This is a genomic window from Halobacterium zhouii (assembly GCF_021249405.1).
Classification (GTDB): domain Archaea; phylum Halobacteriota; class Halobacteria; order Halobacteriales; family Halobacteriaceae; genus Halobacterium; species Halobacterium zhouii.
Window position 1 is genome coordinate 1,624,692 of record NZ_CP089593.1, and the last position, 23,659, is coordinate 1,648,350.

Below are 23,659 nucleotides of genomic sequence, written 5' to 3' on the forward strand. Positions count from 1 at the left end.
TTTCGGCCTTCCGTGACGGTGGAATTATAGTCACTGGGCTGTTAACCACTGGCAGTGAGCGTCACGGTGACCGACCGAGTGGTCCCGCCAGGCGAGGACGACCTCCTCGACAGCGCGTGGGAGTTGAAAGAGCGCATCCGCGAACGAGAGGGACTCCTCAAACAGCGCCGCGGGTTCTTCGCGAACGCCTACCGGCGCTCGACGGTTCACTGCGTCCTCGACGGCGACGACCTCGTCGGATTCGCCACGGCGCGCTCGGACGGCTACATCCTGTTTCTCGCGGTCGAACCAGACTACCGCGGCCAGGGGTACGGCGAGCGACTCGTTGCGTCCGTCGCCGAGGACGCCGGGAAGGCGTCGTGTCACGCCCGCGTGAGCAACGAGAACGCCCTCGAGTTCTACCGACACCTCGGATTCGGCGTGGAGCGCGAGATCGACAACTACTACGAGGACGGCGGTGGAGCGTACTACCTTCGACTCGGGGACCGCGAACGGATCCGAGACCGCATCTCGGAGATCCTCCGCGGCCGCCGGTAGCCCACGCGCATCGTGGTCCCATCGACCCAGCGTGGCTGACTTCACGCCGGTAGACGCCAGCAACGCGTTCCAGCGCCGCGTCCGACCGCGCCGCTGGCCAGCCGGTTACCACGAGGGCTCCAAGACGATACGACTTTAGGGACCGTCTTCGTACCGACTTGTCGTCATGGAGGAGCGGACGCGTGCGTACCTCAGGGGTCGGTTCGGCGACTTCTACCGCCGGGCAGACGTCACACTCCCCCCGAGAGCGGACGACCGCGAATGGGGGTACATCCCGTGGACGTCGGGGCCGGACACCACGATGGTTCGGCACAAATCCACGCTCGACCTCGGGGACCACGCGGCGTTCCTCGACCGCGAGCGCCCGCGGCACGTCTACTTCTCGGCGGGGTACTACGAGGAACCTGGCGCGCGCACGATGGAGGAAAAGGAGTGGCTTGGCTCGGATCTGGTGTTCGACCTGGACGCCGACCACCTGCCGAACGTCACGCTCGGCGAGGACTCCTACGCGGAGATGCTCGCGAAGTGCAAGGGCGCGTTGTTGAAACTGCTGGACTTCCTCGACAGGGACTTCGGGTTCGAGGACCTCACCGTCGTGTTCTCGGGGGGGCGGGGGTACCACGTCCACGTCCGGGACGCGGACGTCCGCGACTTCGAGCGCGAACAGCGCCGCGAGGTCGTGGACTACGTGCGGGGCAACGGCCTCGACCTGGAGACGCTGGTGCGCGAGGAGACCGTCGACGGCATCGGCCTGAAGAACCCGACGGCCAAGCGAACACTCCCCGCCGACGGCGGGTGGGGTCGCCGGGTCACCGAGCGACTCGGGACGTTCGCAGACGACCTGCTGGCGCGCGGCGAGGACGACGCCGTCGAGTTCCTCTCGGAGTTCGACGGTGTCGGGGAGAAGTCCGCGCGCGCCATCTACAACGTCGTCGAGAACAACACGGAGGCGGTGAAGGCGGGGAACGTGGACGTCCACCCGGCGTTCCTGAAGGTCGCACGCAAGTACGTCGCAGAGACCGTCGAGGCCGAGAACGCGGCCATCGACGAACCCGTGACGACGGACACGAATCGCCTCATCCGCCTGCCAGGAACGCTCCACGGCGGCAGCGGCCTGCGCGTGCAGCGCCTCGACCGCGACGAACTCGAGGATTTCGACCCGCTGGTCGACGCCGTCCCCGAAACGTTCGTCGGGCACGACATCTCCATCGAACCCGAGCGCGAGTACACGCTCGAATTTCTGGGGGAAACGCTTACGGTGGAACCGGGAGTCGTGTCAGTACCTGAGTACGCGGGCGTGTTCCTGATGGCCCGCGGCTGGGCGGAGAAGGCAAAAGAATGAATCTGGAAGACCTCCGCGCGGCCCAATCGCGCGAACGGGCGACCGACGGACTGCAGGACCTCCGCGACTCCTTCTACGGGGACGTCGCGGAGTATCTCGAATCGCTCAAGGAGCGCCGCGAGGACGCCGCGGCGGCCGCAAGCGACCCCTTCGGCGACCCCGAAGTCCAGGAGCTCACGGACAAGATAGAGACCGGAGAGCAGGTCGCGGAAGCCATCTACGAGCGCCGCATGGGGAAACTCGTCAAGCAGGCGAGCCTCGCTGCGGCGGGGATGCCGGACGACGAGAACGGCCTCACCGCCGAAGAGCAGGACCTCTACACCGACCTCGTCGAGCGAATCGAGGAGAACAAGTCCCACGTCCTGGACGTCATCTCGGCGGACGTCGACGTTTCGCGGGAGGCCATCGACGAACAGGCTGACTCGACGCTTGACGACGCCGGCGCGGAACCAGAGACAGGAACAGAGAGTCCGCCCGACGCGACGGACGACCCCTCGGCGGCAGCGGCGATGGGTGGCGGACTCGACGACTCGGCGGACGAGTCGGCGGCGAGCACCGGGGACGCGTCAGCGTCGAGTGTAGCGGACACGGACGCCAGCGAGTCACCGGACGAAACGGCAGGCGAGGAGACCACCGATGGTGGTGAGACGCTGGACCGCACGACGGTTCGCGTCACCCGGGACGTCGGCGAGATCTTCGGCGTGGACGAGCGGCCGTACGTACTGGAGGCCGAGGACGTCGTGACGCTTCCCGAGGCGAACGCCGAACCGCTCGTCGAGAAGGGCGCCGCGGAGAAACTGGAGTAACCGGTTTCGCTCCGCGTGTAGCGTTCGGCCTGTTTATCACTGCGACCTTCGACGACGGGAGGCGCCGCCCGGATACCGGCCCAGGATCGTGACGAGGTTGTCGTTCTTCGCTGATTGTTTCTGGACGCCCCTCACCGGCCGGCGATGTCCAACACCACCTTGCCCGTGAGACCGCTATCACCGACCATCTCGTGGGCTTGTGCCACCTCCTCCAGGGGGAGCACCGAATCGACGACGGGTTCGAGGTGGCCCTGGTCGACGAGGCGCCGCAGTGCGTCGAGTGGGCGGCGGTCGCGTTCGAGGAACAGCATCTCGACGGTCAGATTCTTCTGGTACGCGTTTCCCCACTCGCCTACCGGTTCCAGAATCGTGACCAGTCGGCCGTAGGGTCTCGTGACGCCGGTGCTCTCCACCAGCGTCTCTCCGCCGACGGTGTCGAAGACGAGGTCGACGGGTTCGTCGAACTCCGACTCGATCACGTCCGTGAACGACTCGGACTCGTAGTCGATGGCACGGGTCGCACCGATGTCTTCTGTCTGTTCGACCGTTTCGGGGCTCGCCGTTGCGACGACAGTCGCTCCGCTAGCGGCAGCGATCTGGACCGCGTGCGCCCCCACGCCGCCCGCACCGTGAATCAGAACCGTCTCGCCAGCCGTCGTGTATCCCCGGTCGACGATTCCCTCCCAGGCGGTTGCGCCCGCGAGCGGTAGCGCCGCCGCCTCCGTGTGGGACAGTGTCTCCGGCTTGCGGGCGACGATCGATTCGTCGGCGACGTGGTATTCGGCGTAGCTCCCCTGCTCGCCGAATATCTCCGGTGTGTAGAACACCTCGTCGCCGGCCTCGAAGTCTCTGACTGCTTCGCCGACCGATTCGACGACGCCCGACACGTCGTAGCCGATGACCGCTGGCGGGGAAACGCCAGCCCACGACCCGGCTTCGCGGATCTGACAGTCGACGGGGTTGACCGACGACGCGTGCACTTTCACCAGGACCTCGGTCGGTCCCGGTGACGGTTTCTCGACGTCGCGCCGTTCGAACACGTCGGTTCCACCGAACTCCGTGATGACCATCGCATCCATGCGTAGCGCTAACGCCTGTCAGTACGGTAAAGGTTCACTCTACTACCGTAATCCGGTAACGATTCACTCTGCTTCTGGCAAGACCACTCGACAACCGGCCGGCGTGTTGTTCGACTGTCGGCTAGACCACTCTCTCAACCGAACAAACGCTGTTCGTCGTCACCACAGCGCCGACACACCACCCCCACGTTTTGGCTCACATGGCCCGCGTCTACGGGGTCACCGTCGACATCCGTCGGTACCCCGGCTCTCGGCAGAATCCGCAGTTCGGCGCCGACGCACTGGCCGCGTCGCTCGACGAGCACGGCATCGAGTACCGCCACGTCGGCGCTCGGGAATCGCCAATCGGCCTCGGATGCAGACGCGGACTCACCGAACGGCGAGTGGGAGAACGATTCGTTTCGCTCGTACGCCGACTACGCACTCACCGACGAGTTCCAGACGGCGCTCGACGACCTGGTCGCGCTCGCGGAGACGGAGGTGCCGGCGATTGTCTGTGCAGAAGCCGTCTACTGGCGGTGTCACCGCCGCATCGTCGCCGACTGGCTGCTCGCACGCGGCTGTGAGGTCGTCGATATCTACGACGCCGACCGCGCCGACGAACACGAGTTGACGCGGTTCGCGGAGGGAGACGACGGACGCGTCACGTACCCGGCTGACGAATCGTAGTCCGTCGAACAGTCGCGAACTGCGACTGGGCGCGTAGCCCTATCATCACGAACCCTACGACGCTCGCGGCGGCACCGGCCACGACGAGCAGCAGACCGTCTGTCGGTGCTACTCCAGCACTGTTGTGAAATTCGGTCGCTAACTGTGCCGCCACGATGAGCGCCCCAGCACCTGCTACGAAGCCAACGATTCTCGCCACACGGCTACGGACAGCGAGAACGCCCGCGGCGACGACCAGCCAACCGAGCGAGCGCGTCAGCGACCCCTGGATTTCCAGCCCGCTCTCGATGCCCGCGAGGTACATTAGCCAGTGGCCGTTGGTGACCCACGGCCACGCGGAACAGGTGACGACAACCGCACCGCCAGCCACCACGAGCAACTGGAGGAGGCGCACGCCGTAGCGATTCATCTACCGAACGTGATAACGGACAGAACAAAACCCTACTGGAAGGTGCCGGCGGTAGCGGTGGGTACGAGCATCAGCGCGCGGAGCGTGCTGTTCACCGCGAGCGCGGAGCGCTCGCGGGACGTTTTTAGCGTAGCTTTTTGCGAGGTGGGTTCCCACAGCGAGCGCGAGGCGCGTAGCGCCTCGACGCGAGCGAGGAAACTCACCGAAGTAACAAGGTCCGACTACTGGAACGCGCCGGGGACGCCTTCCCGGTCGCCTTCTTCGGGGCTGTCGGCTTTCTTGAAGCGGTCTTCCATCTCGTCGTACTGCTCGCGGACGTCCTCGTCGACGCTCGGCGTGACTTCTTCGAGTGCTTGCTCGAAGTGTTCCATGGTGACGCGGACGTTGCCGACGGAGTCGATGGCTTCCTCGGGGTCGACGGAGCCGATGAACTCGCGGGTGGCGTTCATGGTGGCTTCGCGGGCGAGCGCTTCGATGTCGGCGCCGACGAAACCGTCCGTGCGCGTGGCGAGGTCGTCGAGGTCGACATCGTCGGCCAGGGGCTTGTGCCGGGTGTGAACCTCGAGGATGGCGCGGCGCGCCTCCTCGTCGGGCACGGGGACGTGGACGTGTCGGTCGAGGCGGCCGGGCCGCAGGAGCGCGGGGTCGATGAGATCCGGCCGGTTGGTGGTGGCGACGACGACGACGTCCTCGAGTTCCTCGATGCCGTCGAGTTCCGTGAGGAGTTGGCTGACGACGCGTTCGCCGACGCCCGAATCGCTCATGCCGCGGCCGCGTTCGCCGGCGATGGAGTCGATCTCGTCGAAGAACACCACCGTCGGGGCGTTCGCGCGGGCCTTCTCGAAGACCTCGCGGACGCCCTTCTCGGACTCGCCGACGTACTTGTTGAGCAACTCGGGGCCCTTCACGGAGATGAAGTTCGAGTTGGCTTCGTTCGCGACGGCTTTCGCGAGCAGCGTCTTCCCGGTGCCGGGCGGGCCGTACATGAGCACGCCCTTCGCAGAGTCGAGATCCATGGACTCGAACACTTCGGGGTAGTCGAGTGGCCACTGGATGGTCTCGCGGAGGCGTTCCTTGGTGTCCTCGAGACCGCCGACTTCGTTCCAGGTGACGTCCGGCACTTCGACGAACACCTCGCGGAGTGCGGAGGGTTCGATGCCCTTCAGCGCGTCCTTGAAGTCGGGTTCGGTGACCTGGATGGCCTCCAGAACCTCGGCGTCGATCTGCTCCTCGTCGAGGTCGATCTCGGGGCGGACGCGCCGGAGCGCGTTCATCGCGGCTTCCTTCGCGAGGCTCTCGATGTCCGCGCCGACGAAGCCGTGCGTGGACTCCGCGAACTCGTCGATTTCGATGTTGTCGGCGAGGGGCATACCGCGCGTGTGGACCTGGAGAATCTCCTTGCGGCCCCCCTTGTCGGGGACGCTGATCTCGATCTCGCGGTCGAACCGGCCGCCGCGCCGGAGCGCGGGGTCGATAGCGTCGACGCGGTTTGTCGCCGCGATGACGATGACGTCGCCGCGCTCCTCAAGGCCGTCCATGAGACTGAGGAGTTGGGCGACGACGCGGCGTTCCACGTCGCCCTGGGTCTCGCCGCGCTTGGGCGCGATGGAGTCGAGTTCGTCGATGAAGACGATGGCGGGCGCGTTCTCCTCGGCTTCGTCGAAGACGTCCCGGAGTTGCTCCTCGGACTCGCCGTAGTACTTCGACATGATCTCCGGCCCGGAGATGGTCTGGAAGTGCGCGTCGATCTCGTTGGCGACGGCCTTCGCGATGAGCGTCTTCCCGGTGCCGGGCGGGCCGTGGAGGAGCACGCCCTTCGGCGGTTCGATGCCGAGTTGCTGGAACAACTCGGGGTGGCGCATCGGGAGTTCGATCATCTCCCGGACCTGCTCGAGTTCGTTGTCGAGGCCACCGATGTCCTCGTAGGTGACGTTCGGCGTGCTGTCGCCGCCCGCGCCGGCGCCCTCAGTGCCGCCGGCAATCTCCTCGGCTGGGCGCTCGGACACCTGGAACTCGGTGTCGTTACCGACGACGACCGTGCCGTCGGGGTCAGTGTCAGCGATCTTCACCGGAATCTGCTGGCCGGAGACCGTGCTCATCCCGCCGAAACCGAAGGAGACGGGGACGGTCTGCCCGGCGGTCACGGGGCGCCCGCTGAGGCGGTCCCGGACCATCGGCGTGATGTCCCCGCGAACGCGAAGGTTCTGCGGGAGCGCGACGGTCACGCTGGTCGCGGGCTTGATGTCGGCTTTCTCGACGGTCACCGTGTCGTCGATGCCGACGCCGGCTTCCTGTCGGAGGCGGCCGTCGATGCGGACGATGCCCTGTCCGCCGTCCTCGGGATAGCCCGGCCAGACGCGCGCGACGGCGCGTCCCTGGTCACCCTTCCCCTCGATGACGACGTAGTCGCCGTTGTCGAGGTCCATCTCCTCCATCGATTGGCGGTCGACGGCGGCCAACCCGCGACCGGCGTCCTTCTGTTTGAGCGGCTTGACCGTGAGTTTCATTGTCGTACCTCGATAGTGACGATGCCGTTATTGATAAGCGCTTTCGCCACTTCCCCGCCGGGTAGTTCCAACTCTCGCTGGACGGGCTCGCCGCCACTCGATTCGAAGACGAGGATAGCGGTTCCGTCGACGACGTCGACTGTGGCCGTGTCGTCGCTCACACCGAGGTCTGCGACGACGGTGGTCGCGTCCCCGTAGTCGTACTGGCGTACCAGGCCGTTCGTCTGGTCGTTGAATTCGCTGAGACGCATTGTAACTAACCTTGAGTAATCGCCCGAAGTATTTGAACCTATCGTCGAAGATGGGGGTGCGGTAGTCGATTCGATCGTACAAGTGGAATTGCGGTTCACACCGGCAAAGGTGTTTTGGCGGGGGGCCTCCTCGCCGCAGTATGGACACCGTCAGGCACGACGGGCGCTCGACGGCGTACCGCGTCACCGACCGCAGCGGCACCGACGCCGGACGCGGTTCGGAGGCAACTGACACCGCCGCGCCGGTGCTCTGCGTCCACGGCAGCGGCGGCACCCACGCCGTCTGGAAGTCCCAACTCGGCAGGCTCTCGCGCGACAGACCGGTCGCCGCACTCGACCTGAGCGGCCACGGCGACAGCGAAGACACCGCCGCCGACGCCGGACCGGACGCGCTCGACGCGTACGCACGTGACGTGCTCGCCGTCGCCGACGAGACCGACGCGCGTGTGTTCGTCGGGAATAGCCTCGGCGGCGCCGTCGTGCTCCGCGCCGTCCTCGACCACGGCGCGAGACCTGACGCCGTCGTGCTCGCCGGCTCCGGCGCGAAACTCGCGGTCACCGAGGACTTGCGGCGGTGGCTCGCGGGCTCGGACGGCGGCTTCGAGCGCGCTATCGAGTTCCTCCACGGCGACGACCTGCTTTTCCACGACGCCACCGACCAGGCACTCGAGTTCTCGGAGCAGGCGATGCGCGAGGCCGGCCGCGAAGTGGTCGAACGCGACTTCCGGTCCTGTCACACGTTCGATGTGCGAGACCGACTCGGCGACGTCGACTGCCCCGTGTTCGCGCTCACCGGCGAGTACGACCGCCTCACCCCGCCAAAATATCACGAGTACGTCGCGGAGAACGTCCCGGACGGCGAATGGACCACCGTCCCGGACGCCGCCCACCTCTCGATGCTCGAGACGCCCGAGGCGTTCAACGACGAGATTCGTCGGTTCCTGGACGACCGACAGATCTAACCTCCCATCGACCACGAGCCGCGCAAACATTTTCAGGGTGCTCGAACGAGAACACGCTATGAGCCGGAGCACTGACTTGCTGCTGTCCGGTGTGTTACTGCTCGCGTTTGCCATCTGGGTCGCGGTGACCAACATCGCGGGCCTCTACGCGAGCCAACTGTTCGCCTTCGCAGGCCTACTCGTCGGCATCGCCGGACTGATCGAAGGTGTGTTCCCGGAACTCGCCCCTGCCGCCGGAGAGGAGTCCGCCTAATAGAGGTTCTCGACGCCCTCCTCGACGTGGCTGTGCTCCTCGGCAGGGAACTCACCCGACTCGACGGCGTCCCGGTAGTCTTCGACGGCCCGCTCCATCTCGCCTTTGACGTCGCCGAACTGCTCGGAGAACGGCGGCGTGCGCTCGGAGAGGCCGAGGATGTCGTTGACGACGAGCACCTGGCCGTCGGTGTCGGGGCCGGCGCCGATGCCGATGGTGGGGATGTCGAGGGCGTCGGTGATGTCGGCGGCGACGTTCGCGGGGACGTGCTCGAGGACCAGCGAGAACGCGCCGGCTTCCTCGTGCTGTTCGGCGAGTTCGAGCATCGCCTGGGCGGCGTCCTGGTCGGTGCCCTGCCGGAAGAAGCCGCCGAGTTGGTTGACGTGCTGGGGCGTGAGACCGAGGTGAGCCATCACGGGAATCCCGAGGTTCGTGAGGCGCTCGGTGAGTTCGACGGTGTGCGGGCCACACTCCAGTTTCACGGCGTCGGCGTCCTCCTCTTTGAGCATTCGGCCGCAGTTCTCGATGGCGGCGGCTTCGTCCGCACCGAAGCTCAGGAAGGGCATGTCCGCGACGACGAGCGCGTCCTCGGTGGCGCGCGAGACGGCGCCCGTGGTGCTCGCGATCTCGTCGACCGTGACGGGGAGCGTGGTGTCGTAGCCGAGCGCGGTGTTCCCCATGCTGTCCCCAACGAGGATCATGTCGACGCCCGCGTCGTCCACGACTGCGGCGGTGGGCGCGTCGTACGCGGTGAGCATCGTGATCGGCTCCTCGCCGGCCTGCTGGCGGATGTCCTTGACCGTCGGCATGGGTGCACGTCGTTTGTCGACCGTGTTAAACGTACCCGAAGCGGCGGCCTGGGGGTCGGAAGCGACCCCGCCGGGGAACGAGGAAGTTAAGCGCCCAGCCCATCACGCTCCCTCGTATGCCGGAGTTACAGGAGCGCACCGACCCCGAGGGCGTCGACTACGGGTGGGTGATGCAGACCACGTTCGTGCTCACCATCGTGGTCGGCGCTCCCGTCGTCACCGGGCTGTCGCTGCTCTACGAGTTGCCGACGTGGGCGTCTCGCGTCTCCTTCGCGGTGCGCGTCGGCGCCATCGTCTGGATTCTCACCGCGCTCGGTGCGTACTGGTACGAGCGCCGGCGGCAACGCTGACGGGTTCGACCTGTCCGGTCACACCCACTGGAACTTCGTACCCGCGCGCTCTGCCGTCTCGGCGTCTTTCTCGGAGTCCCCGACGAACAGCACGTCCGCCGGTTCCACGCCGAGTTCCTCGACAGCAGCGAGCAGCGGCCCCGGGTCGGGCTTGCGCGACGCAACGGTGTCCCGTCCGACGACGACGTCCACGAGGCCGTCGAGGTCGTGTTTCTCCAGGGCCGCACGCACCGCCAGTTCGCAGTTCAGCGAGCAGACACCCACGGGGACGGACTGCGCTGCGAGTTCGTCCACGGTCGGCAGGCGCGTCGAGCGAAGCGCACCGCCGATCTCGTGCTGGGAGATGAGCGCGTTCACCTGCGCGCCGATGCCCGCGTCCTCGGCGGCACTGAGCAATTCCCACGTCTCGTGGTGGTCCGGGTCCACGCCCACCTCTCGCAGGCGCGCCCCCACCTCCGACTCGACCTGTGCCCAGTCCACGTCCAGGTCCGCCAGCGTCCCGTCGAGGTCGTACACGACGGCGGCGTACTCGTCAGCGTCGACATCGTCGGCGGCACTCCCGTCGGTCACGCGGTCTGGTACGAGTCCGGGAAGGAAGGTGTTTGGGCTAGGAGTCACCAGTGGTTCTGAAGGTGCTACTACCACCCGAAACGTCCCTACTGCCGTAGGTCGAGTCGCTTCTGCAAACACCCAGAAAGCCCCGGCGCGCTCGCGGCCTACGACTCGTTGCGCGCTTCACTCGCTTCGCTCGTTCCAGTGCTTACTTCGTCTCGGTTCGCGAGCGCGCCGCCCCTTTCAGTCCCTCCCTGCCGGTTGGCCAGCCGGTACGAGGTGGGACTGAAAGGGGCGACTGTCTCGGCGAAGGTGGACGACGGTGAGCCGAACGGAGTGAGGCGAACGTCGAAAGACGCGGAGCGTCTTTCGGAATAAGCACCGAGCGACCGCAGGGAGCGAGGCGCGCAGCGAGTCCCCCGAGTCGAGACAGTCGGGGCTTTCTGGGTGTCTGCGAATGTGATCCAGTTTGCTTCAGCTGAAGTAACTCAACGCGTACAGAAAACGGACTCAGTCCAGCAGCCCCCTCGCGATGATCTCCTTCTGGATCTCGCTGGTGCCCTCGTAGATAGTCGTGATCTTGGAGTCGCGGTAGAAGCGCTCGACGTCGAAATCAGTCGTGTAGCCGTAGCCGCCGTGGATCTGGACGGCCTCGTTGGTGACGTCGACGGCCGCCTCGCTGGCGAAGTACTTCGCCTGGGCGGCCTCCATGCGGTTGTCCTCGCCGGCGTCCGCCATGCGCGCGGCGTCGCGGGCGAGCAGGCGGGCGGCGCGGGTCTGGGTCTGCATGTCCGCAAGTTTGTGCCGGATGGTCTGGATATCCGAGAGTTTCTGGTCGAACTGCTCGCGCTCGTCGGCGTACTCAAGGGCGGCGTCGAGGCCGGCCTGCGCGAGGCCAACGGCCTGCGAGGCGATGCCGACGCGCCCGCCCGTGAGGATGTGGAGCGCCGCCGACATGCCCCGGCCCTCCTCGGTGAGGCGGTACTCCGTGGGAATCCGGCAGTCCTCGAACAGCAGGCTCGTGGTGTCGCTGGCGCGCAAGCCGAGTTTGTCCTCCTTCTTTCCGACCTCCAGGCCGTCGGTGTCCTTGGGCACGAGGAACTGCGTGATCTTGTCGTCGTCGCCGTCGACCTTCGCGAACACGATGACGACGTCCGATCGCTTCCCGTTCGTGATCCACTGCTTCTTCCCGTTCAGGACGTACTCGTCGCCGTCCTCACCCTCCACTCGCTCGGCGCGCGTGGACATCTGGGCGGGGTTCGACCCGGCGTCGGGCTCCGACAGCGCGAACGCACCGACCGGCCGGCCGTCGGCCATGTCGGGAAGCCACTCCTCCTTGAGGGCCTCGCTCCCGAACTCCGCGATACAGGACGTGGCGAGGCAGTGCACGGAGAGCGCGGTGGCGACCGAGAGCGCGCCGTACGCGACCTCCTCGTTGACGACGCTGTACGTCAGCGTGTCCACGTCGAGACCGCCGTGGGCCTCGGGCACGGTCATCGCGGTGACGCCGATATCGCCGAGTCCGTCCCACACGTCCTCGGGGAACGACTGCTCGCGGTCGCCCGCCGCCGCGGTCGGTCGGATCTCCTCGGCGGCGAACTCGCGCACGGCGTCGCGTATCTGGCGCTGTTCGGCGGTCAGGTTCATGGAGCGTCCTTCGCGCGCCCGTTGAAAAAAGGTGATTGGTTCCGGTCGGTCGGCACACGCTGATGCACCCGGGCGTGTGCTACCGCTCGCGGACGAACTGCACGATTTCGCGTGGAGCGGCGTCGATGCCACCGCCCTGCGCGAACGTCGCGCCGCCGCCACCGCCGCCGCCGAACTCCTCGGTCACTGCCCCGACCACTGCCTCGGGGTCCGTAGCGTCCGGCGTCGCCGCGACCACGACGAACGCGCGGTCGTCGCCACCGGCGACGGCGACGACATCCGCAGCGTCCCCGTCTCCCCCCACGACGTCCTTCGCGGCGTCGCCGACGTCGTTCGCGTCGAACTCTGAAACGGTGCCGACGCGCCACCACTCGCCGCCGCGTTCGAGGTCGCCGAGGTCCTCGAGTCGCGTGCGAATGGCGTCCATCCTGAGGTCCGCGAGTTCGTCCTGGAGGTCGTCGCGGTCAGTCTGGAGGCGCTCGACTTCGCCAGCGAGTTCACCCTCAGGAACGCCGAGCGCGCGGGACGCCGCGCGACTCGCTCTACGGACGTCGGCGCGGCGCTCGACGGCCGACGGGCCGACCGCGAACTCCACGCGCGTCAGCCCCTCCCCGGGGTTCGAACGCGCGAGCACCTCGACCGGTCCGATCTCGCTCGTGTTGCGAACGTGCGTCCCGCCGCAGGCTGCGGCGTCCCAGTCGCCGACCTCGACCACGCGGATGGCGTCCGCGTCGCTCATCACGCCCTCCTCGGTCTTCGTGTTGAACGCAATGTCTTCTCGTTCGTGAGCGGCCTCGGTCGGCACCTCACCCCACGTCACGTCGTGGGAGTCCCACACCGCGCGGTTCGTCAGGCGCTCCAGTTCGACGAGCACGTCGTCCGTGATGTCAGTACTCGTCTCGAAGTCCACGCGCACCTTCTCGGGGGAGATGTCGAACCCGCCGTAACCGAGGTCGTCGAGAACGCGCCGTCCGGCCCCATAGAGGACGTGGCTCGCCGTGTGAGCGCGCATACAGTACCGGCGGAACTCGGGGTCGACCTCACCCTGCACCTCGTCGTCGACACCGAACCCCGGTTCCGATTCGAGTTCGTGGACGACACCGCTGTCGGTCTCCCGGACGTGCGCGACCGGAACGCCGCCGAGCGTTCCGCGGTCGGCCGGTTGGCCACCGCCTTCCGGGTAGAAGTACGTCTCCGCGAGCGTCACCGCCGTCCCGTCGACGCCAGTCACTCGGCTGGCAAAGGACGTCGTGTACGGGTCGGTCGGCGCGAGCGACGCTGTCATACCGAACGCAACTCACTGGACGTAGAAAAACCAACTGCCGACGGCAACCCGACCGCGGATGGAGCACCGCCCGGCAGCAACAGACGGCTGCGCCGACGGCCGGCATCGACCGGCCACAGCGACAGACCAACCGCCAGCAGTAGCTCGACCGCCAGCAGTAGCTCGACCGACGGCTGTTCGTCCGACTCGTCGCGACGACCGGCGTGTCGGCCGAGTCCGACGCCTACTCGTCCGCGAGTTCCACGTCGAGGAACTCCTCGAGTGCGGCGACGACCGACCCGCCGACGCTCGCCTGGGTCGCGCGGCCCTGCTCGACAGCGAGCAGGTCCTTCTCGTCGATGTCGAGTTCCTCGGCGACCTCCTCGCGCTGGAACCCCGCGTCCTGGCGGGCGCGAACCACGCGCTCGCCGTAGTCCGAAACCAGGTACGGGAGGCGGTCGCTCTCGTAGTTCGTCCCCTCCTCCTCCCAGCGCGTCGAATCGCCGGTCCGGGCGTCGAACTGCCGCGCAGTGTTCTGGGCCGCCTTGCGCTTTCGCTCCTGCTCGTCGTCGCTCGCCTCGGTCTTCTTCTGCGTCTCGTCGTGGCTCGCACACGACGGACAGACCGTCAGCTCCGCGCCAGCGACGTTCGCGGTGCGCAGCGAGTCCGAGGACGACCCGCAGAGTTCGCAGCTCTGCCCGCCGCCGCCACCGCCGGCGCCGCCGGTCGAGTACTTTGGCATACCGTGTCGTATGAGCACGCCGGCATTTCAATAGCTCGCTTGTCCGCTGGACACGACTAAGTGCCCGGGGTGCGAGCGACGCGACATGACAAGCGTCGCGTCGCGCGCGTACCTCGCCGCGCTCGACACGGAGGACGCGCGCGAAGCGTTCGGGGACGCCGTCGAGACCGCCGCTGAGCCGCCGGCGGTCACCGACCTGCTCCGCAGCCTCGGCGACACTCGCGTGTGGGCGACCCGCGAGACGGACGTCCTCTCGGAACTCGATCGGGGCGACTACGTTCTGTTCCACCGCGACTGGGGACTGCGCTGCGTCGCACAGGTGTGGTCGACGACCGCCGACAGCGACGCCGTCGCCGCCCACACGGACCTAGAGAACCCCGCCGGCGAGTGGGGGATCGTCACGCTCACGAACGCCCAGCGCGCACTCGACCACGTCTCCTTGCTATCGCTCGACGTCGGCGACGCGCAGCGAGCGAAGTCGCTGTACCGAATCGACCCCGAGGTCGCCACAGACGTCGAATCGAGGTTCACCACGGCCGCGCGCTTCGTCGAGGAGACCGTCCCCGACCCGCTCGCGTTCGACGTGCCGCCCGGCGGGACGCCGCCCGACCGCCGGCCCGAACCCGAGCGCCGCCCCGACGCGAAGGGCGCGAGCGGGGGTTCAATCCCCGGCGACGCCGACCACGTCCTCGACGCTCACCTCGACGGCCTCGACGGCGTTCGCACGGCCGCCTGGCGCCTCCTCGCGCTCGGCGCGTTCCTGCTCGGCGCCACGCTCGCCGTCGTCGCGCAGTACCGCCCACCGGACGGCGACCCGTTCTACGTCTCCACAACGGTCGCCGCTGGCGTCCTCGCCGTCGCCGTCGGCGGCGCGGCGGCAGTCGGCGTCGCCGTCCACGGCGTCGTCGCGTCCCGCCCCGGACTCGACTCGTTCACCCGCGAGCACGCCGCCGCCTCGCGGCGCGCCGGCCGCGCGGAGTCCGACTCGGACGCCGCCACGCACGTCGCCCGCCGCCTCGAGGATCTCTGTGCCGACCTCGACGCCCGAACCCGGCGCCTCGGCCTCGTCGTCGCGGGCGCGACGGTCGCGGTGCTCGTCGGCTGTGTCTACGTCGCGTACGGCCTCACCGCGCAGGTGTCGGGCGCCGTCGAACCGGGGTCCGCTCTCGTGCTCGCCGGCTTCCCGCTCGCTGTGCTCGCGGCCACCCTGACAATAGTTCGACGCCACGTCGGCGGCCTGGTCGGCGACCGACTTCCCGGCGTCCGTGGCGCCTTTTCCACGCCGGACGGCTCCGTCGCCGACCGCCTCGACGCGCTCAAGCGCCGGGTCGCCTCGCTCCCCCAGCGCCTCCGATAGCCGTCGCTGTCGGTTCTCGCGTGTCACGGCCAAGTTACTATCACGGACGCATCGCTGTTCGATGTTGGGTCAGTAGGATTGTGCGTGGGTGATGTCCCTCGAGAGGGGAATCACCGTGCATCGCGTGCAGCCTCGACGACGATGTCGTCTCGGCGTTCGGTCGGCGTTCGCCGACCCGTGCGATGCGTGGGACAGGATTTGAACCTGCGAACCTCTACAGGACAGCGCCCTCAACGCTGCGCCTTTGGCCTAGCTTGGCTACCCACGCTCGCGCGTGCTTTCCGCACTCATCGGTATCCGCCGGTCGATTAAAACCCCTACGATTTGGCCGTCCTGCCCGAGGGACGGAAACCGCTATGGGGCGCCCTCTCGAACCCCCGGCCATGGCCGACGGATTCGCGCGCCGGAACGTCGAGTCGCTCGCGGCAGTGTTATCTGTCGTCTCCATCGCGCTCGTGGTGGGTGCCGTCCGCGGCGTTGTGCCAGTGGCCGTGCTCCCGCGTGCGTCGGATTCGGTTCTGCACGCGATTCCAGCGGTGAACGCCGGCATCAGCGCCGTCGCCATCGTCACCATCCTCGCTGGCTGGCGCTGGATCCGCCGCGGCGAGATTCGCAAACACCGCGCCGCGATGCTGACGACGACGGTGCTGTTCGCGGCCTTCCTCGCGCTCTATCTCTACCGCGTCGCGCTGGTCGGAACGACGCCGTTCCCCGGCCCCGAGGGAGTCTACACGTTCGTCTACCTGCCGATTCTGGCGGTCCACATCGGTCTCGCCATCGTCTGCATCCCGCTGCTGTACTACGCGCTGCTGCTCGCGGGAACCAGGCCGGTACGCGATATCTACGACACGAACCACGCGAAGGTGGGACGAGTGGCGGCCTCGCTATGGTTGATCTCGTTCTCACTCGGCATCGTCGTCTACCTGCTGTTGTACGTCGTGTACTGACGGCGTCAGCCCTCCTGCTAGCCTGTTTCGGAGACCACGTCGTCCCAGAGGCCGCGGAAGCGCTGGTAGGACTCGTCGGCGAGCATCGACCGGACGAGTGAGAACACGCTACGAACCTCGTTCTCGCGGCTGTTCGACGCCAGCCACGCGAGCAGGCGGTAGACGCGGTCCTCCTCGGCGTACATCAGGAGTGTGCTGATGGAGTCGAACGTCAGCCACCCCTGCGAGGGTTCGAGGTAGCCAAAGCCCTTGCTCACCTCGATGCTGATGCCGGTCAGGTCGCTCGGTTCGACGCGCTGGCTCACCCAGAGCGGGCCGTCGTACCGGTAGTCCGTCGCGGTAATCGGGACGACCCCGACCGAGCGTGGGTCGTGGCCGTGGGCCGTTATCTGTTGTTCGATGACGCTCGGTGAAAGCGCCGTGGAGACGACGAGGAGGTTGTCGAACGCCTCCTCGGGAAGTTGGTCGAACGGCGGCCCTTTTGAAGCCTTCTCGAAGAGCAGTTGCTCACCGGGAGTGAGGTCGAGCGTGGACGCGGGACGCGCTAGCGTTGACCGCATCTCGCTATCACTCATCGTTACCACCCCGTGGCGCGCTCTCGAACCCCTCTCCCGCCGCTTCGAGTTCGACGTCGAGCGTCGACGCCTCGTCCCTCGAAATGTGTCCCCGCGCGAACAGCCACGACGTGCCGAGGACACCGGCGGTGACGCCGACTTGCATGGTTTCCGACGCGATGCCGGGCCCTCGAACCACCTGAACGACGACGCTCGCCGCGAGCAAGCAGATCGTGAGGGTGCCGGAGTAGATGGCGTGCGTGTGCATCACGCGGTGACTGTAGGTCACGACGGGGTAGAGCATCCCCAGGGCGATAGCGAGCAACACGACCACGCGCACCGATTCGGCGAAGGACGGTGTCACGGAAGCACCTCCGTGGGGTCGATGTCTCTGGGGCCCCGGCGTAACAGAACGATGAGCGTAATCGCGAACCACGCGAATCCGGTAACACCGAGGAGACTTCCGACTGTCCAGACGGCCCCGAGCGTCTCCGAGGTTCCGAGCAGTTCCGCGGCACCCGAGAGGGTGAATCCGACGCACGCAACCGGGAGTCCGAGAACGACCACGCCGAACGGCGTTCGGCGGTACCCCCAGACGGCGATCGTCGCGAGGGGCACGCTCATAGAGAGTAGTACGACCTGACCGAGATTCAATATCGTCGTTATCTTTGACACCAGATACCGACCACGTTCGTTTCGAGTGTATTACTCGGGGGTATTGAACGCTTGGGGTCGGCTTTGCCGCTCTCCGGGGTCGACTCTGCCGCTCTAGTCGTCCGCGGGCGCATCGACGTCGGGGCGTTCGGCGTCCCTGTCACTCTCCTCGCCAGCGACGTCGAAAGGATATTCGCCGGTCACACAGCCAGCACAGAGGTCGGCTTCGGACTTCCCGATGGCCGCGGTGACGGCATCCAGCGGGAGGTAGGAGAGGCTGTCCGCGCCGATCTCGTCGGCGATCTCCTCGGTCGATCTGTCGGCGGCGATGAGTTCGTCGCGGGTCGCCATGTCGATGCCCATGTAGCAGGGCGCGGTGATTGGCGGCGCGCCGATGCGGACGTGGACCTCGTTCGCGCCCGCCTCCCGAAGGAGGTCGACGAGTTGGCTGCTCGTGGTGCCGCGAACGATTGAGTCGTCGACGAGGGTGACCGATCGCCCCTCGACAGTCGACCTGATGGGGTTGAGTTTGAGGCGAACGGCGCGCTCGCGAGCCGACTGGGTCGGCATGATGAACGTCCGGCCGACGTACCTGTTCTTCATCAGCCCCTCCGCGAACTCCACGCCGGAACCGGCGTCCTGGGCTTGCTCGGCGTAGCCGGAGGCGAACGCGCGCCCGGAGTCCGGGACGGGCATCACGACGTCACTGTCGACGCCGGCCTCCCGCCAGAGGTGGCGGCCGAGTTCGCGGCGCACCTCGTAGACGAGTTCCTCGTCGACGACCGAGTCGGGGCGCGCGAAGTAGACGTACTCGAAGAAGCAGTGGGCGGTGTTCGGCTCCTCGACCAGCTGGTGGGAGTCGTAGCCCGCGCCGTCCTCGTGGAGGACGACGAGTTCGCCCGGCCGGACGTCCCGGACCAGGTCGCCGCCGAACGTGTCGATGGCCGCGGATTCGCTGGCGAGCACGTAGCCGTCCTCGAGTTCGCCGAGCACGAGCGGGCGGTTGCCGAGGGGGTCGCGCACACCGAGGACGGTGTCGTCGTGCGTGATGGTCAGCGAGTACGACCCGTGGATGCGGTTCATCGTGCGTTCGACGGCGGGCACGAGGTCGGCCTCGAGGAGGTTCCGTGCGAGATCGTGGGCGATGACCTCGGTGTCGCCGTCGCTCGTGAACGCGTGGCCTTGGTCTGCGAGGCGCGCCCTGACCTCGTCGGCGTTCACGAGATTCCCGTTGTGGCTCAGACCGAGCGCGCCGCCCTTGAACGAGACGGAGAAGGGCTGTGCACACGACTTGTCCACGCTTCCGGCGGTCGGGTAGCGGACGTGCCCGATGCCGGCGTTCCCGCGGAGTGCCTCGACGTCGTCCTCGTCGAAGGCGTCGCCGACCAGCCCCATGCCGACGTGCTGGTGTTGCTGGAAGCCGTCGTGGGTGACGATGCCCGCGGACTCCTGGCCGCGGTGCTGGAGGGCGTACAGCGCGTAGTACGTGGGGAGCGCGGCGTCGCGGTCGGCGAGCGAGACGCCGACGACGCCGCACTTTTCGGTCGGTCGGTCGAACACGGCGTCGTCGCTGCGGCCGCGTGACATGGTCGTCCGTTCCCCCCGACGCAGGGTAAAACTTCCGCAAGCGTGTCGAATAAACTCTTTCCAAGAGCACAAATATACACAATTGTGGACATCATCGGCCGCTCGGCACTGCTGCCCCGAAGGACGAATCAGGTATCGGTAGCTGCTGGACTGCGAGAAGAGATTCCTGTCCAGTATCTCTCACTGGCTGGAGACTCACTTCTCGAGATCGACACTCGCACCTCGAAAAACCGGATTGCCGTCTCAATGCTCGAACTGCCGTCTCACTGCTCGAAAACGAATCAGTGCACTACGGAGTCGAAGCGAAACCGTAGAGAGAAGAACTCAGTTGTCGCCGGTCTTGCCCTGCCACTCGTAGTCGCGGCGCTTCGCGGACTTCCCGAAGCCGCAACTCGAGCACTCCTTCTTCTTCGTGTGGTAGGACTTCTCGCCGCAGCGGCGACACTTCGTGTGCGTCGTGGTGTTCTTCTTCCCCTGGCTGGGTGTTCCTGCCCCGGTCATGGTTCGATTGTGACGACGTTATCGCCACGGATAACGGTTGTGTCTTCCCCTTCTACGACCAGATTCATGTGCTGGTCGTAGCCCGTCAGCACGCCCGTGAACTCCTCGCCGCCCTTGAGTCGGACCGTAACGGTCTCCTCCAGGGAGTCCTCCAAGATGTCGAGCGGTCGGCCACTCATACACCCAACGGCACGCGTCTCGTGCTTAAGGCTACCGAAACCCGGTCTCCCCCGAAAGGTGGCCACGTAGCGACCATCGGACGGTGCCCACGAGGAGGGTAGACAACCGCACGACAAGCTCAGACGTCCACTGCAAACGACTCGCGGTCCTCGTTCGCCGCCGCGAACGCCGCGAGCACCGCCGCGGCGTCGGTCAGGTCGTCGGTGTCCACGACCTCCGCAGGCGTGTGCATGTACCGGTTCGGGATGCCGAGCATCAGCGTCGGCGTGCCGCCGCGCGCCGTGAAGAACGCGTCCGCGTCCGTCCCCGTTCGGAGGCCGTTTGTCTCCACCTGCACGTCGATGCCCTCGTCCTCGCCGGCGTCCCGGACTGCCCGCACGACCAGCGGATGGTTCGCCGCGCCGCGGGCGACCGTCGGGCCGCCTCCCAGTTCGACTTCCGTCGCGCGCTTCCCCGGGTACGTCGGGTTGTCGCCCGCGTGAGTCACGTCCACCACGACGGCGGCGTCCGGGTCGAGGTCGAAGGCCACCATCTGGGCGCCCTTCGTGCCGAGTTCCTCCTGGACCGTGCTGACAGCGTGGACCGTGCAGTCGACGCCGCGTTCGGCGGCGCGACGGAGCGCCTCCGCGGCGACCCACGCGCCGGCGCGGTTGTCGAGTGCTCGCCCGGCGAGTCGCGTCCCCGCTAGTTCGTGGACGCCTGCCGCGGGCGTCGCGGGGTCACCGATCTCTACGAGTTCCCGCGCGTGGTCGCCGTCCTCTGCGCCGATATCGACGTGCTGTTCGGTGACGTCCGCCGCCTCCTCGTCGCCGCCGAACCCCCGAAGGTGGGTCGCGGTCTGGCCGATGACGCCGTTGACCACGCCGTCGGTGGTGTGGACGTGTATCTGGGTACCCTCGCTCACCGTGTTGTCCACACCGCCGATGGGTTCGATGCGGAGGAAGCCGTCCTCAGAGACGCTCGCGACGATAAACCCGACCTCGTCGGCGTGGCCGGCGAACGCGAACTCGGGGGAATCAGCGTCACCATCACTGCCATCGTACGTCGCGACCGCGTTACCGTAGGCGTCGGTCCGCACGTCCGCGAACTCGGAGACGTACTCCACCCAGACGCGCTGGCCGTCGGCCTCGAAGCCGGCGGGGCTGGCGGTGTCGAGCAGGTCGTACAGGAACTCGCGTCGTTCGTCGTCCATGGGGCGTGGTGTCGCACGCGCGACCATCAACCCCCCGGTGTCGGAACTGGATGCAGTCCCCTGGCATCGGAACCACGGGAACCGCCGGTTCTGCTCCCCGGGGAAAAGTTCCCTGCCACAACGGCTAAATGGATTCTCGGAGAACACACATCCATGGGAATCATCGAGTTCCACCTGCACGAGCCAGAGTTCGAGTTCGCGCCGTCGATGGGTAGTCGCGGTGGCGACGACTCCGGCCTGATGGATGACTCCAGTATGATGGACGACCGCGACACCGAGTGGTCATCCGACGAGGAGGAGAGCGGCGGCGGCATGGGGAAAGTCGTGGCGCTCGCAGTGCTCGTGGGCCTCGGCGCGCTCGCCATGTGGCGGCGCCGCGGCGGAAGCAGTGGCCACGAGGACGAGGCGTTCGAGACCGAGGACGAAGTCGAAGTGTACAGCTAGACGGCGAGCGCCGGAGGTTGCGCTGTTCTCTCGGATTCCGTCGGTTTCCAGGGGAAGGAATTTGTCCGTTCGGGCCCCAGTGAGGGTATGACACTGCTCGAGAGCGCGCGCGCCGTTGCCGACGCCGACGACGACGGCGCCATCGACTGGGACGCCGTCGCTGACGCCGCGAAGGCCGCGACTGATCCCGGCGACATCGCGCTCTCGGAGCGCGAAGCGGAGGCGTACGCCGCTGACGTGCGCGCGGCCCGCGAGCGGATTCAGGAGGTGTCCGGCGCCGAGTTCGACGTGCCCGACACCGTCGAGATACAGAACCGACACCACTGGGTGGACGCGAACGTCGAGACGTTCCGCCGCGTGTTCGAACCACTCGACCGCCGGCCGTCGCTTTTGCCGGGCGTTACGCGGGCCGTGAACACGGCGACGACGGCGGGCGCGCTGGCGTTCGTCGCGCGGAACGTCCTCGGCCAGTACGACCCCATCCTGCTCGCAGAGGGTTCGCACTGTCTCTACTTCGTCCACCCGAACATCGTGCGGGTCGCCGACGACCTCGGCGTCCCGTTCCCGCGGTTCCGGCGCTGGATCGCGTTCCACGAGGTCACCCACGCCGCCGAGTTCGGGGCCGCGCCGTGGCTCTCTGCGTACCTCGGTGACCGCCTCGAGGAGGGCGTGGCCGCGCTGTCCAGGGGCCGCATGGAGCGCCGCGCGTTCGAGGACCTGAACCTCGCGATGACCGCCGTCGAGGGGTACGCCGAACTCCTCATGGACGAGACGTTCGACGACGAGTACGCCGACCTCCGAAAGAAACTCGACGCACGGCGCCGGGGCGGCGGGCCGCTCACCCGCCTCCTGCGGCGCGTGCTCGGGTTCAAACTCAAGCGCGAGCAGTACGAGCGCGGGCGCGCGTTCTTCGACGCCGTCGCCACAGAGCGCGGCCTCGCGGGCGCAAGTCGGGTCTGGGAGTCCCCCGACAATCTCCCGACCGACCGTGAACTCGAGGACCCCACGCGATGGCTGGCGCGGATTTCACCGCAGTAACAACCGCAGAGTGGAATCCCGCGACCGCCGACGCCAGTTACCCGTCACATTCCCGTAGTCAGGGTGAAGGAGGAGAGGACCGTACGAGCGGACGATGACGCCCACGCTCGACGAGCGCGACAGGGTGGTACTGGAGTCGCTCCGGCGGGGGAACGCCGACATCGAATCGCTGGCGGACAACACGGACACCACGCCCGAGGCTCTCCAGGACCGGCTCGTCGAGCTCGCGGACAACGGGCTGGTGGAACGCGCCGACGCGGGCGGCTACGCGCTCACCGCAAACGGGGAGCGCGTGCTCGTCGCCACTCCCGCTGGGACCGCCGACGACCGCATCGACACGCCGCCGGACGTAGAGCGGGTAATCGAATCCTTCGACCTGCGCCCGGACAGGGAGGCGGCGGTCCGGGGCGCCCACTCGTTTCTCCACTACTGGGGCGCGGCGACCGACAGCGAGATCGTCGACGCCGTCTACAGTGAGGTGCCTGCGGGCTTCGACGGCCCCGACGAGTGGTGGGCCGGGTTCGTCCGCGAGCGCCTCGAAGCACTGCCGTCGGTCGAACCGCCGCGGTCGCCGGACGGCGAGTGGCAGTACTCGGGCACGCCCATCGTCGAGGAGGAAACCGACGACGGCCGCCTCCTGTTCGAGGACGAGGCGGTGACACGGAGCAGCGTGAAGTTCGCGCTGGAGCGACTCGACCTGACCGACGCCGAGCGCGCGGCGGTCCGCGAGGCGTTCCGGGTGCTCGCTCACGAGGGCGAGGTGACCGCGGCCGACGTCGTCGACCGTGTGTACGCCGACCACGACGCGGGGTACGACTCGCCGGACGGGTGGTGGGCGGACTGCGTTCGACCTGCGTTCGAGGCGTTCCCCGGCGTCGAGCGGGTCGACGAGAACACCGGGACCGGCGAGGAGCAGTCGGACGAGACCGAGGAGGGCTGGAGGTACCAGTCGTCCGACGAGGGGTAGCCCGACAGAGCGAGGAAGCCCGACAGCGAGAGGAGTCAGCAGCGGGGGTAGCCCGACGT

29 protein-coding genes, 1 tRNA gene and 1 pseudogene are annotated in these 23,659 nt (G+C 67.4%); 13 read left to right on the forward strand and 18 right to left on the reverse strand.

Annotation, left to right across the window (positions count from 1 at the left end):
* Nucleotides 1–54 precede the first annotated feature (54 nt).
* The 3 genes from LT970_RS08390 (at nt 55) to LT970_RS08400 (ending at nt 2,685) form a co-directional block, all read left to right on the forward strand.
* Nucleotides 55–537 (forward strand): GNAT family N-acetyltransferase, encoded by a 483-nt coding sequence (locus tag LT970_RS08390; RefSeq protein ID WP_232686018.1) that lies wholly within the window; start codon nt 55–57, stop codon nt 535–537.
* A gap of 166 nt (nt 538–703) precedes the next feature.
* Complete coding sequence (gene priS, locus LT970_RS08395) at nt 704–1,879, forward strand: DNA primase small subunit PriS (RefSeq protein ID WP_232686019.1); 1,176 nt, start codon at nt 704–706, stop codon at nt 1,877–1,879.
* Nucleotides 1,876–2,685, forward strand: coding sequence for a hypothetical protein (locus LT970_RS08400; protein ID WP_232686020.1), 810 nt, complete (start codon nt 1,876–1,878; stop codon nt 2,683–2,685). Before priS ends, LT970_RS08400 begins: the two co-directional genes overlap by 4 nt.
* Nucleotides 2,686–2,816: 131 nt before the next feature.
* On the opposite strand, the gene LT970_RS08405 is transcribed toward LT970_RS08400, so the two are convergent.
* Nucleotides 2,817–3,764 (reverse strand): zinc-binding dehydrogenase, encoded by a 948-nt coding sequence (locus LT970_RS08405; protein ID WP_232686021.1) that lies wholly within the window; start codon nt 3,762–3,764, stop codon nt 2,817–2,819.
* 200 nt (nt 3,765–3,964) lie between these two features.
* Here LT970_RS08405 and LT970_RS14745 point away from each other — a divergent pair.
* Both LT970_RS14745 and LT970_RS08410 read left to right on the forward strand, forming a co-directional pair.
* A pseudogene (locus LT970_RS14745) lies at nt 3,965–4,078 on the forward strand (DUF488 family protein); the annotation flags it as partial.
* A complete protein-coding gene (locus LT970_RS08410; protein ID WP_269785480.1) occupies nt 4,023–4,433 on the forward strand; it encodes a DUF488 domain-containing protein in 411 nt (136 codons plus the stop codon). The pseudogene LT970_RS14745 and the gene LT970_RS08410, both read left to right, overlap by 56 nt.
* On the opposite strand, the gene LT970_RS08415 is transcribed toward LT970_RS08410, so the two are convergent.
* The 4 genes from LT970_RS08415 to LT970_RS08430 are packed head-to-tail and all read right to left on the reverse strand — an operon-like array spanning nt 4,408 to nt 7,600.
* Entirely contained in the window at nt 4,408–4,842 is a 435-nt protein-coding gene (locus tag LT970_RS08415; RefSeq protein WP_232686022.1) for a hypothetical protein, read from the reverse strand. The genes LT970_RS08410 and LT970_RS08415 overlap by 26 nt on opposite strands.
* A 32-nt stretch (nt 4,843–4,874) precedes the next feature.
* Entirely contained in the window at nt 4,875–5,045 is a 171-nt protein-coding gene (locus tag LT970_RS08420) for a hypothetical protein (RefSeq protein ID WP_232686023.1), read from the reverse strand.
* 18 nt (nt 5,046–5,063) lie between these two features.
* On the reverse strand, nt 5,064–7,349 hold the full coding sequence (locus tag LT970_RS08425) for a CDC48 family AAA ATPase (protein WP_232686024.1): 2,286 nt from the start codon (nt 7,347–7,349) through the stop codon (nt 5,064–5,066).
* Nucleotides 7,346–7,600 carry a DUF7127 family protein gene (locus LT970_RS08430; RefSeq protein WP_232686025.1) on the reverse strand — a complete coding sequence of 85 codons (255 nt, stop codon included), beginning with the start codon at nt 7,598–7,600 and terminating at the stop codon, nt 7,346–7,348. Before LT970_RS08430 ends, LT970_RS08425 begins: the two co-directional genes overlap by 4 nt.
* Nucleotides 7,601–7,740: 140 nt before the next feature.
* Here LT970_RS08430 and LT970_RS08435 point away from each other — a divergent pair, with 140 nt between their 5' ends.
* On the forward strand, nt 7,741–8,562 hold the full coding sequence (locus LT970_RS08435; RefSeq protein ID WP_232686026.1) for an alpha/beta fold hydrolase: 822 nt from the start codon (nt 7,741–7,743) through the stop codon (nt 8,560–8,562).
* A 58-nt stretch (nt 8,563–8,620) separates the two neighbouring features.
* A complete protein-coding gene (locus LT970_RS08440; RefSeq protein ID WP_232686027.1) occupies nt 8,621–8,815 on the forward strand; it encodes a hypothetical protein in 195 nt (64 codons plus the stop codon).
* Here LT970_RS08440 and panB read toward each other — a convergent pair.
* Nucleotides 8,812–9,624: a 3-methyl-2-oxobutanoate hydroxymethyltransferase gene (gene panB / locus LT970_RS08445; RefSeq protein ID WP_232686028.1), complete on the reverse strand. Its 813-nt coding sequence runs from the start codon at nt 9,622–9,624 to the stop codon at nt 8,812–8,814. The two genes, LT970_RS08440 and panB, sit on opposite strands and share 4 nt — an antisense overlap.
* A gap of 116 nt (nt 9,625–9,740) precedes the next feature.
* Here panB and LT970_RS08450 point away from each other — a divergent pair, with 116 nt between their 5' ends.
* Nucleotides 9,741–9,974, forward strand: a complete 234-nt coding sequence (locus LT970_RS08450; RefSeq protein ID WP_232686029.1) for a DUF5822 domain-containing protein — start codon at nt 9,741–9,743, stop codon at nt 9,972–9,974.
* Nucleotides 9,975–9,992: 18 nt separating this feature from the next.
* Here the strand turns inward: LT970_RS08450 and LT970_RS08455 are convergent, their stop codons facing one another.
* From LT970_RS08455 to LT970_RS08470, 4 genes are all read right to left on the reverse strand, one after another.
* Nucleotides 9,993–10,544, reverse strand: a complete 552-nt coding sequence (locus LT970_RS08455) for an HAD family hydrolase (protein WP_232686030.1) — start codon at nt 10,542–10,544, stop codon at nt 9,993–9,995.
* 492 nt (nt 10,545–11,036) lie between these two features.
* Nucleotides 11,037–12,173 (reverse strand): acyl-CoA dehydrogenase family protein, encoded by a 1,137-nt coding sequence (locus LT970_RS08460; protein WP_232686031.1) that lies wholly within the window; start codon nt 12,171–12,173, stop codon nt 11,037–11,039.
* Between the two features lie 79 nt (nt 12,174–12,252).
* Nucleotides 12,253–13,458 carry an alanyl-tRNA editing protein gene (locus LT970_RS08465; RefSeq protein WP_232686032.1) on the reverse strand — a complete coding sequence of 402 codons (1,206 nt, stop codon included), beginning with the start codon at nt 13,456–13,458 and terminating at the stop codon, nt 12,253–12,255.
* 223 nt (nt 13,459–13,681) lie between these two features.
* Entirely contained in the window at nt 13,682–14,179 is a 498-nt protein-coding gene (locus tag LT970_RS08470; protein ID WP_232686033.1) for a helix-turn-helix domain-containing protein, read from the reverse strand.
* Between the two features lie 85 nt (nt 14,180–14,264).
* Between LT970_RS08470 and LT970_RS08475 the strand changes: the two genes are divergently transcribed.
* Complete coding sequence (locus LT970_RS08475) at nt 14,265–15,536, forward strand: hypothetical protein (protein WP_232686034.1); 1,272 nt, start codon at nt 14,265–14,267, stop codon at nt 15,534–15,536.
* A 183-nt stretch (nt 15,537–15,719) separates the two neighbouring features.
* Here LT970_RS08475 and LT970_RS08480 read toward each other — a convergent pair.
* Nucleotides 15,720–15,804: transfer RNA gene (locus LT970_RS08480), tRNA-Leu, on the reverse strand.
* A 115-nt stretch (nt 15,805–15,919) separates the two neighbouring features.
* On the opposite strand from LT970_RS08480, the gene LT970_RS08485 reads away from it, so the two are divergent.
* Complete coding sequence (locus LT970_RS08485) at nt 15,920–16,483, forward strand: DUF420 domain-containing protein (protein WP_232686035.1); 564 nt, start codon at nt 15,920–15,922, stop codon at nt 16,481–16,483.
* A gap of 17 nt (nt 16,484–16,500) precedes the next feature.
* Here the strand turns inward: LT970_RS08485 and LT970_RS08490 are convergent, their stop codons facing one another.
* The 7 genes from LT970_RS08490 to LT970_RS08520 form a co-directional block, all read right to left on the reverse strand.
* Nucleotides 16,501–17,058, reverse strand: a complete 558-nt coding sequence (locus LT970_RS08490; RefSeq protein ID WP_232686036.1) for a DUF7504 family protein — start codon at nt 17,056–17,058, stop codon at nt 16,501–16,503.
* The gene (locus LT970_RS08495; protein WP_232686037.1) at nt 17,051–17,401 is read right to left on the reverse strand and encodes a hypothetical protein; all 351 of its coding nucleotides are present in this window, start codon (nt 17,399–17,401) and stop codon (nt 17,051–17,053) included. Before LT970_RS08495 ends, LT970_RS08490 begins: the two co-directional genes overlap by 8 nt.
* Nucleotides 17,398–17,661, reverse strand: a complete 264-nt coding sequence (locus LT970_RS08500; RefSeq protein ID WP_232686038.1) for a hypothetical protein — start codon at nt 17,659–17,661, stop codon at nt 17,398–17,400. Before LT970_RS08500 ends, LT970_RS08495 begins: the two co-directional genes overlap by 4 nt.
* A gap of 144 nt (nt 17,662–17,805) precedes the next feature.
* A complete protein-coding gene (gene purF / locus LT970_RS08505; protein WP_232686039.1) occupies nt 17,806–19,278 on the reverse strand; it encodes an amidophosphoribosyltransferase in 1,473 nt (490 codons plus the stop codon).
* 324 nt (nt 19,279–19,602) lie between these two features.
* Nucleotides 19,603–19,779, reverse strand: coding sequence for a 50S ribosomal protein L37e (locus tag LT970_RS08510; protein WP_232686040.1), 177 nt, complete (start codon nt 19,777–19,779; stop codon nt 19,603–19,605).
* Complete coding sequence (locus LT970_RS08515) at nt 19,776–19,958, reverse strand: LSM domain-containing protein (RefSeq protein WP_232686041.1); 183 nt, start codon at nt 19,956–19,958, stop codon at nt 19,776–19,778. The genes LT970_RS08510 and LT970_RS08515 overlap by 4 nt, the downstream gene beginning before the upstream one ends.
* Before the next feature lie 119 nt (nt 19,959–20,077).
* The gene (locus LT970_RS08520; RefSeq protein ID WP_232686042.1) at nt 20,078–21,151 is read right to left on the reverse strand and encodes a M20/M25/M40 family metallo-hydrolase; all 1,074 of its coding nucleotides are present in this window, start codon (nt 21,149–21,151) and stop codon (nt 20,078–20,080) included.
* A gap of 153 nt (nt 21,152–21,304) precedes the next feature.
* Between LT970_RS08520 and LT970_RS08525 the strand changes: the two genes are divergently transcribed.
* From LT970_RS08525 to LT970_RS08535, 3 genes are all read left to right on the forward strand, one after another.
* Nucleotides 21,305–21,595, forward strand: coding sequence for a hypothetical protein (locus LT970_RS08525; RefSeq protein ID WP_232686043.1), 291 nt, complete (start codon nt 21,305–21,307; stop codon nt 21,593–21,595).
* Nucleotides 21,596–21,682: 87 nt separating this feature from the next.
* Nucleotides 21,683–22,633 (forward strand): zinc-dependent metalloprotease, encoded by a 951-nt coding sequence (locus LT970_RS08530; RefSeq protein WP_232686044.1) that lies wholly within the window; start codon nt 21,683–21,685, stop codon nt 22,631–22,633.
* A gap of 94 nt (nt 22,634–22,727) precedes the next feature.
* Nucleotides 22,728–23,600 (forward strand): hypothetical protein, encoded by an 873-nt coding sequence (locus tag LT970_RS08535; RefSeq protein WP_232686045.1) that lies wholly within the window; start codon nt 22,728–22,730, stop codon nt 23,598–23,600.
* The last annotated feature ends 59 nt before the right edge of the window (nt 23,601–23,659 follow it).